The sequence below is a fragment of the Pedobacter sp. ISL-64 genome (assembly GCF_018613605.1).
In the GTDB taxonomy this organism is placed as follows: Bacteria; Bacteroidota; Bacteroidia; order Sphingobacteriales; family Sphingobacteriaceae; genus Pedobacter.
The window spans coordinates 159083-173606 of the sequence record NZ_JAGGPU010000004.1 but is presented as its reverse complement, the minus strand read 5'-3'; the positions used below and the strand labels follow the sequence as shown (position 1 = coordinate 173606).

Annotated in this window: 11 protein-coding genes; 4 read left to right on the top strand and 7 right to left on the bottom strand. The window is 38.6% G+C overall.

From position 1 onward, the window contains the following. Window position 1 precedes the first annotated feature (1 nt). From J7E57_RS05430 to J7E57_RS05420, 3 genes are all read right to left on the bottom strand, one after another. Entirely contained in the window at window positions 2-493 is a 492-nt protein-coding gene (locus J7E57_RS05430; RefSeq protein ID WP_215125935.1) for a metallophosphoesterase family protein, read from the bottom strand. Between the two features lie 190 nt (window positions 494-683). Further along, window positions 684-1385, bottom strand: coding sequence for a tRNA1(Val) (adenine(37)-N6)-methyltransferase (locus J7E57_RS05425; protein ID WP_215125934.1), 702 nt, complete (start codon window positions 1383-1385; stop codon window positions 684-686). A 1-nt stretch (window position 1386) separates the two neighbouring features. Beyond that, window positions 1387-1767, bottom strand: a complete 381-nt coding sequence (locus tag J7E57_RS05420; RefSeq protein ID WP_215125933.1) for a VOC family protein — start codon at window positions 1765-1767, stop codon at window positions 1387-1389. A gap of 268 nt (window positions 1768-2035) precedes the next feature. On the opposite strand from J7E57_RS05420, the gene purL reads away from it, so the two are divergent. Beyond that, the gene (purL, locus tag J7E57_RS05415; RefSeq protein WP_215125932.1) at window positions 2036-5698 is read left to right on the top strand and encodes a phosphoribosylformylglycinamidine synthase; all 3663 of its coding nucleotides are present in this window, start codon (window positions 2036-2038) and stop codon (window positions 5696-5698) included. 737 nt (window positions 5699-6435) lie between these two features. Here purL and J7E57_RS05410 read toward each other — a convergent pair. Then, on the bottom strand, window positions 6436-6786 hold the full coding sequence (locus J7E57_RS05410) for a hypothetical protein (RefSeq protein WP_215125931.1): 351 nt from the start codon (window positions 6784-6786) through the stop codon (window positions 6436-6438). Window positions 6787-6805: 19 nt separating this feature from the next. Continuing rightward, window positions 6806-7654, bottom strand: coding sequence for an energy transducer TonB (locus J7E57_RS05405; protein ID WP_215125930.1), 849 nt, complete (start codon window positions 7652-7654; stop codon window positions 6806-6808). A 202-nt stretch (window positions 7655-7856) separates the two neighbouring features. On the opposite strand from J7E57_RS05405, the gene J7E57_RS05400 reads away from it, so the two are divergent. Next, the gene (locus J7E57_RS05400; RefSeq protein WP_215125929.1) at window positions 7857-10031 is read left to right on the top strand and encodes a glutamine synthetase III; all 2175 of its coding nucleotides are present in this window, start codon (window positions 7857-7859) and stop codon (window positions 10029-10031) included. Between the two features lie 1413 nt (window positions 10032-11444). Further along, on the top strand, window positions 11445-12626 hold the full coding sequence (locus J7E57_RS05395; protein ID WP_215125928.1) for an AIR synthase related protein: 1182 nt from the start codon (window positions 11445-11447) through the stop codon (window positions 12624-12626). Between the two features lie 59 nt (window positions 12627-12685). On the opposite strand, the gene J7E57_RS05390 is transcribed toward J7E57_RS05395, so the two are convergent. Next, window positions 12686-12967, bottom strand: a complete 282-nt coding sequence (locus J7E57_RS05390) for a hypothetical protein (protein WP_215125927.1) — start codon at window positions 12965-12967, stop codon at window positions 12686-12688. Window positions 12968-13201: 234 nt separating this feature from the next. On the opposite strand from J7E57_RS05390, the gene J7E57_RS05385 reads away from it, so the two are divergent. Further along, a complete protein-coding gene (locus J7E57_RS05385) occupies window positions 13202-13837 on the top strand; it encodes an acetyltransferase (RefSeq protein ID WP_215125926.1) in 636 nt (211 codons plus the stop codon). A gap of 93 nt (window positions 13838-13930) precedes the next feature. On the opposite strand, the gene J7E57_RS05380 is transcribed toward J7E57_RS05385, so the two are convergent. Next, the gene (locus J7E57_RS05380) at window positions 13931-14518 is read right to left on the bottom strand and encodes a hypothetical protein (protein WP_215164938.1); all 588 of its coding nucleotides are present in this window, start codon (window positions 14516-14518) and stop codon (window positions 13931-13933) included. Window positions 14519-14524: the final 6 nt, after the last annotated feature.

Genomic DNA, 14524 nt, shown 5'->3' with positions numbered 1-14524 from the left:
ATTATCTACCCGATAACTCTATAACCTCTAAGGTATGAATATTTTCATCAGTTATGCAAAAACGGATGAGGGTTCTCACTTTGTGCCAACCGTGTTTTCCTGCCGCACCAGGGTTTATATGCAAACATTTTATTTTTTCATCGAACATTACTTTTAAAATATGTGAATGCCCTGTAATAAATAATTTCGGAGGGTTAGTGTATATTTCAGGCTTAACATAAGACGAGTATCTTCCTGGATATCCACCTATATGCGTCATCCAAACATCAACCCTTTCGCAGCTAAATCGATTTTGCTCTGGAAACTCCGCTCTAATCACACTATCATCTATATTTCCAAACACACCCCGCAAAGGTTTAAACGCTGCCAAAGGCTCGGCTACGTTAGCACCAAAATCTCCTGCATGCCAAATTTCATCTACACCATCGAAGTGTTTAAAAACCGCATCATCTAAAAAACCGTGTGTATCAGAAATTAAACCTATTTTTTTCATTATGTAAACTTAATTGTGCCCCGTAATTTACAGGACTGGCAAAATCTTTCGACCAATTTTTTGTTAAAACAAATCCTCCAACAGTTAACAAGTCTTTTAAAAATGGTGATTAAATATTATAAAAAAACACCACAGCGATTATACAATGTTACCATTGTTCCCTACCCGCTATCCATCCAAAAACCATAAGCTAGAAGGCCAGGAAAAAATCCTTCAGCAATTCTTTATAAGCTGTTGTATGCTCTTTTAAAGATTCATAAATATAAAAATCATTTTCCTTCAAAACCGCTTTACCTTTTTTTAAACAGATCACTTGTCTAAAGGTTGGTTTGCTTTGATCAGAATGAATATGGATCCGCACTACAAGCGATAAATTATAATGTGCAGCATTACCAATAACCACATCAGCTTGTTTTATCGGAAGGATTAACCAAATCATACCTTCATCTGCCAATAATCCACTCGATTTTTTAATGAGCATGCTAAAAAAGTCTTCATCTGCATGTCGGGCTATTCCTTTCCTAAACGCTTCACTTTTTAAATCGTTTACAAAAAAGGGTGGATTAGAAACAATCAGATCGAATTGCTGAGCATAGTGATATTGCTCAATTGATGTGTGGTTAATGGTTAACCGCTCACTGAAAACTGATAATTGAAAATTCTTTCCAGCAGTTTGTGCGGCCTGTTCATCAATTTCTACTGCGTGTATATTTGCTTCCGGAAAACGTTGAGCCAACATCAAGGCAATTACACCGGTTCCCGTTCCAATATCCAATATATTTTTAGGTTTTTCGTGATTTACCATCGCCGCAATTAAAACACCATCCGTGTTAATCCTCATGGCGCAACCCGTTTGGTCGACTTCAAACTGTTTGAACTTGAAAATACTCATCCTAAATTTCGTACAACTCTAAAGGCAAACCATCAGGATCAGCAAAAAAAGTAAAGCGCTTTTCGGTAAACTCATCAATACGGATAGGTTCGGTCGTTACACCCTGATCATTCAAACGCGAAATCTCTTTTTCTATATCATCAACCTCAAAAGCTAAATGACGTAAACCCTGAGCCTCTGGCCGCGATGGCCTTGCAGGAGGGTTTTCGAAAGAAAACAGCTCGATCTGATATACACCATTTACTGCAAGATCTAATTTATACGATTTCCTTTCAGCCCGGTAAACCTCTGCCAAAATGGTAAAACCTAATTTATTGACATAAAAATCTTTCGATTTTTCATAATCTGAACAGATAATGGCAATGTGGTGAATGCGAAGCATAAATAATGATTGAATTTTGAATGAGTAAATGAGTGAGTTAGCGTTTAACAAAAATGCGCATTCTCTAATTGAATTAACCAATAATTATTTCAACATTCTCTCATTCAAAATTCACTCATTCTATCATCAGCCATTCTCTCATTTAATAATTCTCTGTTTCGATCATTACATTTTGACATTCAATCATTCAAAATTCTCTCATTCAATCCTGTAATCACACCAGTTTTTTCATATAAAAAAGCTATTTTTGCAACTTCAAAAAAAAAGCATGATTCATTTCTTCCTTAGTCAATCGCAGGCGATTTTTGTTCTACAAACAGACAAAGCGCTTTCTACCACTGATATTACTAAACTTGAATGGTTATTTGGCGGTGCCAAAATCTCGCAAGAAAAAGCGCTAACAGGCTTTTTCGTTGGGCCAAGAGCAGCAATGATTACTCCATGGAGTACCAACGCAGTAGAGATTACCCAAAACATGGACATGCAGGGAATCATCAGGATTGAAGAATTTAAGCAGGTTGACGAAAGTTTTGCTGATTACGATCCGATGCTTTCTCAAAAATACGACAAGCTCGATCAAGAGGTATATACCATCAATATCAAACCTGAACCTATCTTAGAAATCACAGATATTGCTGCTTACAATAAACAAGAAGGGCTTTCTTTAAGCGATGAAGAAGTTGAGTATTTAAATACTTTAGCGCAAAAATTAGAAAGACCGTTAACCGATTCCGAAGTTTTTGGTTTCTCTCAAGTGAATTCGGAACACTGCCGCCATAAAATTTTCAATGGTAAATTTGTAATCGATGGCGTAGAGCAATCTACTTCTTTATTTAAGCTGATCCGCAAAACATCAGAAGAAAATCCTAATGATATTGTTTCGGCCTATAAAGATAACGTAGCTTTTATCAAAGGCCCGAAAGTGCAACAATTTGCACCTAAACGTGCCGATGAGCCTGATTATTATACTACAAGTGATTTTGAATCGGTAATCTCATTAAAAGCAGAAACCCATAATTTCCCTACTACAGTTGAGCCTTTTAATGGCGCAGCAACAGGTTCAGGTGGTGAAATTAGAGATCGTTTGGCAGGCGGGCAAGGTTCGTTACCTTTAGCAGGAACTGCCGTTTACATGACTGCGCTTTCGCGTTTAGAAGATAATCGCCCTTGGGAAAAAGGCGTTGAAGAAAGACAATGGTTATACCAAACCCCGATGGATATCCTGATCAAAGCATCAAATGGTGCTACAGATTTTGGAAATAAATTCGGTCAACCGCTTATTACGGGTTCGGTTTTAACCTTCGAGCACGAAGAAGATTCCAGAAAACTGGGTTTCGATAAAGTAATTATGCTTGCAGGCGGTATTGGTTATGGTAAAGCCAGCCAAGCGCAAAAACTTAAACCACAGGAAGGCGATAACATCGTTATCCTGGGTGGAGAAAATTATAGGATCGGGATGGGCGGTGCAGCCGTTTCATCTGCAGATACTGGTCAGCACGGAAGCGGCATTGAATTAAATGCTATCCAGAGATCGAACCCTGAAATGCAAAAACGTGCTGCAAATGCGGTGCGTGGTATGGTAGAAAGCGATCACAACTCGATTATCTCTATCCACGATCATGGTGCAGGTGGTCACTTAAACTGTTTATCAGAATTGGTTGAAGAAACCGGTGGTTTAATAGACCTTGATAAATTACCTGTGGGCGACCCTACCCTTTCGGCTAAAGAAATTATCGGAAACGAATCGCAGGAAAGAATGGGCTTGGTAATCGGCAATGATCATATCGAAACCTTACAAAAAATAGCAGACCGCGAACGCTCGCCAATGTATACCGTAGGTAAAGTAACCGGCGATCACCGTTTTACCTTTAAATCTGCAACAACAGGTTTAAAACCTATGGATTTTGAATTGGCCGCCATGTTTGGCAGTTCACCAAAAATCGTAATGGACGATCAAACCATCGATCGTAAATATGAAGCCGTAACATATAACAACAACGAATTAAACACCTATTTAGAACAGGTGCTTCAATTAGAAGCGGTTGCATCTAAAGATTGGTTAACCAATAAAGTAGACCGTTGTGTGGGGGGCCGTGTAGCTAAACAACAATGTGCAGGCCCATTACAATTGCCTTTAAACGACTGTGGTGTAATGGCTTTAGATTTTCAGGGGAAAGAAGGTATAGCCACTTCAGTTGGCCATGCACCACTTTCGGCCTTGATTGATCCTGCAGCGGGTAGCCGCAATGCGATTGCAGAATCACTTTCGAATATCGTTTGGGCACCCCTAAAAGATGGCTTAAAGAGTGTTTCACTTTCTGCCAACTGGATGTGGGCATGTAAAAATGAAGGCGAAGATGCCCGTTTATATGCAGCGGTAAAAGCTTGTTCTGATTTTGCCATCGATTTAGGAATCAATATCCCAACCGGAAAAGATTCGTTATCGATGAAACAGAAATACAAAGATGGTGATGTAATTGCACCGGGAACGGTAATTATTTCTGCCGGAGCAAATTGCGACGATATCACTAAAGTGGTTGAGCCGGTACTTCAAAAAAACGGTGGATCAATTTATTACATCAACCTTTCTAACGATACCTACAAATTAGGTGGTTCATCTTTTGCACAGATTTTAAACAAAATCGGCACAGAAACACCTGATGTTAAAGGTGCTGATCAATTTAAAACGGCTTTTAATACGCTTCAGCAATTAATCAAAGCTGACAAAATCCAGGCAGGTCACGATATTGGTAGCGGTGGTTTAATCACAACCCTATTGGAAATGTGTTTTGCCGACCGCGATTTGGGCGCTTCGATCGATTTGTCTTCACTAGCAGAAGCAGATAGCATTAAAGTATTATTTGCAGAGAACATTGGTATTGTATTCCAGGCCGATGCCTCTGTTGAAGAAACCTTTGCTCAGGCCGGCGTTGCTTTCCATAAAATTGGTGACGTAAATGCATCAGCTAAACTGGAAGTTAAAAATGCTGCTGATCGCTTCAGCTTTGGCATCGACCATTTGCGTGATGTTTGGTTTAAAACTTCATACTTATTAGATAGTAAACAAACCGGAAACGGATTGGCGAAAGAACGTTACGACAATTATAAAAACCATGTATTAAATTACACTTTTCCATTACAATTTGATGGAAAGAAACCTGTAATCGATCCGACTAAACCACGACCAAAAGCGGCCATTATCCGCGAAAAAGGAAGTAATTCTGAGCGCGAACTGGCCAATGCCATGTATTTGGCAGGTTTTGATGTGAAAGATGTACACATGACCGATTTAATTACCGGAAGAGAAACTTTAGAAGACATCCAGTTTATCGGTGCAGTTGGTGGTTTCTCTAACTCTGATGTTTTAGGATCGGCCAAAGGTTGGGCAGGTGCATTTTTATACAACGAAAAAGCAAGAGTAGCCTTGGAGAAATTCTTTGCCCGTCCTGATACCTTATCAGTTGGGGTTTGCAATGGTTGCCAGTTATTTGTAGAGTTGGGCTTAATTAATAAAGACCACGAAGAAAAACCTAAAATGCTCCACAACAAGAGTGGCAAACACGAAAGTATTTTCACTTCGTTAACCTTACAAGAAAACAATTCAGTAATGTTATCTACCCTGGCCGGAAGCACTTTAGGTGTTTGGGTATCACATGGAGAAGGAAGGTTCTCGTTGCCATACGCAGAAGATAAATATAAAATCGTAGCTAAATATGCTTACGAAACCTATCCAGCCAGTCCGAATGGATCAGATTACAACACCGCAATGTTATGTGACGAAACCGGCCGCCACCTGGTCATGATGCCGCACATTGAGCGTTCATTGTTCCAATGGCACTGGGCAAATTATCCGCAAGGCCGTAAAGACGAAGTTTCGCCATGGATGGAAGCCTTCGTAAACGCCAGAAAATGGATAGAGAATAAAAGATAATAGAAAATGTAAAATGGATGATGGAATTAAAAACCATCATCCATTTTTCTTTTACAGCATTCTATAGTTGGATCGTCATTTCGACCGCAGTGGAGAAATCTTTTAACATAGTCTAAAGATCTCTCCATTTCGCTACCGATGAAACCTGTGAAACAAGCAAGCATACCATAAGTAAATAAAAACAAATGCTTAAACCGGCAAGCTTCAGTCGAAATGACGGTTTTTTTTGTATTATTCTAAATGATTTATTTTATCATGAAATGAGCGTTCCGCCTTTCATAGCAGCTGTACGCCCGCCATCGCTTATAGTCCTCGTTTCGCTGCACTCCACTGCGGGCTAACCACTCTGTCGGGTTTATCGAACAAAAACCTGTTCTTATGAACACGGCCTGTTTCTACGCCCGCTATAAACCATTAATAGTGCTACCAGCCCTGCCACCTAAACCCGACCGAAGTGGAAAACCCACAGCCTGAGGTACGAGGGCGAGGATTTGAAACAAAGGGCGGGACTGCAATTACAAAAAGGTGCTGTTCCTGCTTTCCAAAAACAGCAACAATAAACCGCAAGAACAAAAAAAAGGCCCGGGCACCGCCCAAACCGTTTCAATTTACTCAACCTCACATTTTTCTATAAGAGCATTAATAGAAAAATTATTTAGTCGTCATGCTGAACTTGTTTCAGCATCTTTCCTTTGGGGTAGACCCAGAAACAAGTTCAGGGTGACGAATTTACCCCACTAAATCCCCTGAATATCTTTCCTAACCTCTTTACGCCAATCCTTTCCAAATTTCCGGTCCATAAAAGCGGCCACTACTTTATTATAATGTTTAATCGAAATATCCGAAGGCATTACGCATCCAAATTCGTAATAAGAGATATTATATTTCTTTTCAAATATTTCCTGCCCTTTGTAATAGACTGGGGCAAAACCACCCTGTATCAAGAATTTAACCCGCCCATTTTTTAAGTCGTCATTGGCCAGCTTAATACTGTACACCTTCGCACTATCAACTGCTATTTTAGCCTTGGCATTTAATTGCACAGCAGCAAAACAGAGAAACATAAATATTGGAATGAGCTTTTTCATCTTAACTACTTTAGTTAATTTAATTAGAAATCTGAAAATTAATCGCCATATTATACCTTACACGCACTGGAACCCCTTTATTTTTCCCTGGCTTCCATAGTGGCGATTTTTTAATTACTTTAATGGCTTCTTCATCACAACCAAACCCAAGCCCCCTTAGTACTTTAACATCGGTTACAGAGCCGTCACGCTCAACCACAAAGCTCACAAACACTTTACCCTGAACATTTTCCTCCTGTGCCTGATAAGGATACCTTAAATTACGTTCCATATATTTAGACCATGCTTTTGCACCACCGTTAAACTCTGGATACTCATCTACTCCTCCAATCGTTAAAACAGCATTCGGATCACCGTTTTCTGCGCCATCTTTAACTATCCCTGTGCCATTACCATTGCCTTTATTATCTGGGATTACCAAATTAGGAGCTTCAATTCCATCCTGAGTTTTATCACTGATCACTGCATTCTGAATTTCTTTAATTGTAGGTGGGTCAGGAAGATCTACTTTATTTACAACAACAATGTTCTGCGATAAAGCAACGGTTTTAACCTTTACCGGATCAGCTTTAGCAGGCTCAACCTTTTTCTCTGGTTCAGGAGTTTTCGGTTTCATCTGATGAATTACATCAGTTAAATCGACAACCTTTGGCGGAGCTTCTACTATAATCTCCTTTGGAAACAATTTAGCATAAATTAAAGGAGAAAAACACAAGAGGATAAAAAGGCTTCCAGATACGAAAAGTGCTCTTGTCATAATCGATGAAGATTTAGACCTTAATTCATAAGCACCATAGTTTTTGTTGCGGTCTGCAAATACAAGATCGAGCCACTCGGTTTTGTATACGTTAATTAAAGAGTTGAACATAGCTTTTAGTTTTATAGCATGATGCGGCAAAATCAGCAATTCCATAAAACATTTAAAAAATCTATTTTCTTTACAAAAAATGAAATTTTTCATCTGAAAAACATTTTTTTATTTCATTTTCAATAAAATTGATAAAAATAATACGATTCTTTTACGAGAATTAATAAAATATACTATTTTTGACAAAAAACATAACAAATTAATGAAAAGCTTAAGAACCATCGCATTAAAAGAGGCTCAAAACAGAATTTCACCAGAAGTTAAAGCACCAGCGGCAAAAATTTCTGACTTTTTTGGCGCTAATGTATTTGATAAGAGAAAAATGAGAGATTTCTTATCTAAGGACGTATATGAAAAATTAATATCATCTATCAACCAGGGTGAGTTAATTAATTCTGACGATGCCAACCAAATTGCAACCGCTATGAAAGCGTGGGCAATGAGTGCTGGCGCAACGCATTATACGCACTGGTTCCAGCCATTAACTGGTACAACTGCTGAAAAACATGATTCATTTTTTGAGCCAAGTGGCGATGGAGCTATCGAGAAATTTGCAGGTAGTGCTTTAGTTCAACAAGAGCCAGATGCTTCTAGTTTCCCTAACGGTGGTATCCGTAATACTTTCGAAGCTCGTGGTTATACTGCTTGGGATCCTTCTTCTCCAGCTTTTATCATGGAAAGCAAAGCAGGTAAAACACTATGTATCCCTACAGTATTCGTATCTTATACCGGAGAAGCCTTGGATTATAAAGCACCTTTATTAAAAGCATTAGCTGCGCTTGATAAAGCTGCTGTTGATGTTTGCCAATATTTCGATAAAAGCATTACTAAAGTAAATGCATCTTTAGGTATCGAACAAGAATATTTCTTGGTTGATGAGTCATTGTTCAATGCTCGTCCCGATTTATTATTAACAGGCCGTGCTTTATTCGGACACATGTCTGCTAAAGGCCAACAATTAGAAGATCATTATTTCGGTTCTATCCCTGAGCGCGTATTCAGCTACATGGTAGATTTCGAAAACGAAGCTTTAAAATTAGGTATTCCTTTAAAAACCCGTCACAATGAGGTTGCTCCATCTCAGTTTGAGTGTGCACCGATTTATGAAGAAATCAACCTGGCTATCGATCACAATCAATTATTGATGGATTTGATGGAAAAAGTTGCCCGCCGTCACCATTTCCGTGTATTGTTACACGAAAAACCATACGCAGGTATCAACGGATCGGGTAAACACAACAACTGGTCGTTAATTACCGATACCGGTAAAAACTTATTGGCACCAGGTAAAACACCTAAAAACAACTTAATGTTCCTTGCTTTCTTTGTAAACACAATTAAAGCCGTTAGCGAGCATGCCGATTTATTACGTGCAAGTATTGCATCAGTAAGCAACGATCACCGTTTAGGTGCTAACGAAGCGCCACCTGCAATTATCTCTATCTTCCTAGGTTCTCAGTTGAACGATGTGTTAGATGAGATTGAGCACTCACGTATCAGCAAAAAAATCAAAGAAGATAACGCACTTTGGTTAGGTATTCCTAAAATCCCTCAGATTTTATTAGATAATACCGACCGTAACCGTACTTCTCCTTTCGCATTTACAGGTAACAAATTTGAGCTTAGAGCTGTTGGATCTTCAGCAAACTCTTCTGCACCAATGACGATCTTAAACGCGATTATGGCTGAGCAATTGGTTAAATTTAAAGTTGAAGTTGATAAATTGATCAAAAAAGGTGATAAAAAAGACATCGCTTTATTAACAGTAATCAAAAAATACATCAAAGAATCTAAAGGTATCCGTTTCGAAGGTAATGGTTACAGCCAGGAGTGGGAAGATGAAGCTGCAACACGCGGTTTATCAAACATCAAAACTACACCAAAAGCTTTAGATGCTTATTTAACTGAAAAATCTGCTGAGTTATTTGCAACAACAGGTATTTATAGCACACGTGAGATTCATGCCCGTCATGAAATCATGTTAGAAAACTTCTATAAAAAACTACAGATCGAAGCACGTGTAATGGGCGAAGTGGCTAACACTGCCATTATCCCAGCTGCAATTGCTTACCAAAACTCTTTAATCGAAAACGTACAAGGATTAAAAGCAATTGGTGTAGATAGCAAAGTTTCTATCGATATCGTTAAAAAATTATCAGAGCATTTAGAAATTGTTAAAACCAATATCGATGCGATGTTAGAAGAACGTAAATTAACCAACAAAATCGAAGATACCCGCGAGAAAGCGATTGCTTACGATGAGAAAGTTAAATCTTACTTCGATATCATCCGTTACCACGCTGATAAATTAGAGCAAATTGTTGACGATAGCGTTTGGCCTTTACCAAAATTCAGAGAATTATTATTCATGAAATAAGAAAGGCGTAAGCTAAAAGGTTTAAGGCGTAGGGTTTACTCTACGCCTTTTTTTGTTGATTCATTGGCCATTGGTTCGTTGGTCATTGGTTTCCTTTGCAAGTAAACTGTCAAATAAAAACGGTAAACTGGTTAATCGATCAATTATTAAAATCGGTTAAGTTATCCCCCACCACAACGTCCTCCTGAACTTGGTTCAGGATCTAATCGAAAAGTGGATTACGTTGACAAAGACCTTTTTTTGAAAAGCAGTACCAATGCTTATCGGTTAATCCAGTCCTGCTTTCCTTCCTGCTGTAAAGTTTTCTTCAAATTTAATCCTTCGTTTACAGCATCCATGCAATCAGGTTTATTTCAGATAGGCCTGTGCACAATGTCATTAAATTAAGGGATAAATCTCAAAAAGATGTCACCCTGAGGGATAATTTATTTTATAAAAATCAATATGAATGACTGAAGAATTTTAAAGAGGTGAGTTGATTAGAAGTATCGTCATCTCGATCCCGAAGATTCGGGAAGAGATCTTTAAATTTGATTTCAATAACATAGTTCAAAGATCTCTCCACTACGCGTTGCTCCGGTCGAGATGACGATCATTCCATTGGAGTCTGTCAATGATAGCGTAGTCGAAGGGCAATTATTTGCGATTTATCAATCTCAAGATTCCTCGACTACGCTCTCCACAGGAGTCCTTTGGACAGACTGACAACCGCGGCGCTTAACTTAATGATATTGGGCCTGTGCAAGAAAAAAACCGCCATAACGAACCAGCCCGCTGTATCTAAGCCCGATTGTACGGATGCCGTTTTATTTGTTTAATATTTTTCCTGTTCCATAGCTTAAAAACGGCAGGAGGAAAAGCGGGGCTGCAAGCCGCCATGAAAAACGGACATTCACTTCCAAAACCTATTCAAATGATATTGTTTCCATCATAAACATCTGTGTATTAAGTGCATTAGCAATCCGTTTTTTTTATGAAAAGTAAGTTCAATGCTCATCGGTTAATCCAGTCCTGCTTTCCTTCCTGCTGTAAAATTTCTCCATTTTTTAATTCATCGTTTACAGCATCCATGCAATCAGGTTTATTTCAGATAGGCCAGTGCAGGAAAAAACCCGTCCACAAAGAGCCTACCCTTTATACCTAAGCCCGATTGTACAGATGCCGTTTTACAAGTTATTTTTCCCTGTTCCAAAGCTTTAAAACGGCAGGAGGAAAAGCGGGGCCGCAAGCCGCCATGAAAAACTAACGCTCACTTCCAAAACCCCTTTAAATGATATTATCAAAACAAGCCTGTTCAAACCAAACCTCAATCACAAACCAATATTCAATCTATCGACTTCGGACTCCCGACTTCAGACTTTTCTGTCTTCCACTCTTTTACCTTCCACCTTAAAAAACTATCTTTGCGCCAACATGAGTGATAACAGGTACAATCAACGTGGCGTTTCTGCCTCAAAAGAAGATGTGCACAATGCCATCAAAAACATCGATAAAGGAATTTTCCCTAAAGCATTCTGCAAAATCATCCCCGACATTTTAGGTGGTGATGAGGAATATTGCAATATCATGCATGCAGACGGCGCAGGTACCAAATCTTCTTTAGCTTACGTATACTGGAAAGAAACCGGAGATATTTCGGTTTGGAAAGGTATTGCACAAGATGCCATCATCATGAATATCGATGATTTAATCTGTGTGGGTGCTACCGATAACATTTTGTTATCCTCAACCATTGGAAGGAATAAAAACCTGATCCCGGGCGAAGTGATCGCTGCTGTAATTAACGGTACAGAAGAAATTTTAGCCGATCTGCGCGAACAAGGCATCTCGATTTATTCTACCGGCGGCGAAACTGCCGACGTTGGCGACTTAGTGAGGACGATTATCGTCGATTCTACGGTAACCTGCCGCTTAAAGCGAGAAGATATCATTAGCAACGATAATATTAAACCAGGCGACGTAATTGTGGCCCTAGCGTCATCCGGACAAGCCACTTACGAAACCGAATACAATGGTGGTATGGGATCGAACGGATTAACCTCTGCCCGTCATGATGTTTTCGATAAAACAGTAGCCAACAGTTACCCTGAAAGTTTCGATCCGGCTGTTCCATTCGATCTGGTTTTCTCCGGAAAGAAACAATTAACAGCAGAAATAGATATTGAAGGATTCGGCAAAACTACGGTAGGTAAATTGGTATTATCCCCTACGCGTACCTATGCACCTGTAATCAAAAAGATTTTAGAAAGCCATCGCAGTCAGATTAATGGTATTGTACATTGCAGTGGTGGTGCGCAAACCAAGGTATTACATTTCATCAATGATGATATCCACGTCATCAAGAATAACTTATTTCCTATTCCTACCCTATTTAAATTGATCCAAGAACAATCGGGTACCGATTGGAAAGAAATGTACAAGGTATTTAATATGGGGCACCGCATGGAATTATATGTTCCTCAGGAAATTGCCGAAAGCATTATCGAAATATCAAAAAGCTTTAATATAGATGCGCAGATTATTGGTCGTGTAGAAAAAAGCGATCAGAAACAGGTAACCATCGAAAGCGAAAAAGGAACTTTCGTTTATAACTAAGCATTAAGATACAATTTAAAAAGGCTGCTGAAAATTAAATTTCAGCAGCCTTTTATTTATTACTCACGGTCTACAAATTTATGGAAGGTACTCTCCTCTCCATCTGCTTTTTTATCCTGATACAAAAAATCGAGTTTATTGTCATCAAAGGTTTTAAAAAAGGTATCCCAATCGGTTTCCTTTAAGTCTGAAGAACTGTCGCTATGCTTTGGGAAATGTATCCTTAAAATACCACCGCCTTTGGTTTTTGCTGTATCTGCAACTATTGCCGGTACACCGCCATGTTCCTCTGCCCAGGCTTTTATTGTAGCATGATCATGGGTCTGTTTCGAAGTGCTCATTGTTTTAAAAATATTAGTTTTAAATAAATAGACTAATATTAAAATCAATTTTTGGCAGAAATGGTTTTAGTTATAATAAAAAACATCGCTAAGACAACAATTTAATCTAATGCACAGCTGGCTACCATTATATCTTTATCGATACATTATTAAGTTTTATCGGTACATCATTTAATTTTGCTGAGATAAATGTATATTGGATTTAAATAAATTACTCCAAATAGGAATAACGTTATGATCAATGTATATCTTCTTGGTGCAGGCAAACATGCTACAGAGCTTAGCGAGTATTTTAATGGTAATAACGAATATCAATTAGCAGGATATGTAATAAACCTGGATAATGCCGCTAATCATCCAAATATAGCCAAGCCCGTTATTTCTTTGCCATCTTTTTTAGAAAAACATCCTGCTGCTTTAAATATTGCATTAATTGGTGCAATAGGCACTTATGAAAGAAAATCGATCATTGAGCTATTAGAAAGCAAGGGCTATCAATTCATCAATATCATCCATCAACACAACTACATCAGCCCTTCAATTAAAATCGGTTATGGCAACTGTATTGCGCCAGGCTGTGTAATCAATGCAAATGTGCATATCGGTAATCACTGTATTGTTAATTCCAACTGCAACATCAGTCACGATTGCATACTAGAAGACTATGTGACCATTTCTCCCGGCGTAACCATTGCCGGAAACGTAAACATTAATGAAGGTGTTTTTATCGGATCTGGCGCAACTGTAATTCCTGGAATAACCATCGGTAAAGGCGCCTACATTGCAGCAGGAGCCTGTGTTACCAAAGATGTTCCGCCGCATGTTATGGTTGCAGGTGTGCCTGCGAGGGTTAAAAAAACAATAGATTAAGCGATCTGAAGTAATAAATATTTCAGAAGTTGATATAAATAAAAAATCCCCGATCAAATGATCGGGGATTTTTTATTTATATTTTTAGAACTACTATAATGCAGCTCTCAATCCAAATTCAGATAGTGCAAAAGTATACTCCGCAAGTGTAGCGTTCGATGCATCCTGAGCGACAATAATTAAACTTGTTCCTCTTGATTGAGATGCTACTCCATTATTTACTGTGAAAAGGCCTTTTCCTATTTGACTTAAGTTAAATGTGTAAGTAAGACCCCAAACAGTATTACTAGAATTTCCGTAAGTACCAGTTGCAGTAACCACAGGTGCACCTGTTGCTGGGTTAGCCGTAGCAGTCAAAGAAACGTTAGTTGCCGTATATAGTATTGTTCTTACAGAACTACTTACAGCCGTAGCACTTGTTTGTGTGTTGGCCAAATAATAAACAGTTAATTTAGGTATTACCTTTGAAGGAAAGAGTTTTTCACCAACAATGTAATTAAGTGTTACCACACTAGTTCCAACAGTACCTGTTGCAGAAATAGCGGCACCTTTGGCCAACTCAATAGTTGTACCACCTGTACCAGAAACTTCTTTTTCAGCATTAGGGTCTTTTTTGCAAGCGCTCATTGATAAAACAACAATGCTAGCCGTAACCATAACTTTTGATAATATATTTTTCATTTTAAT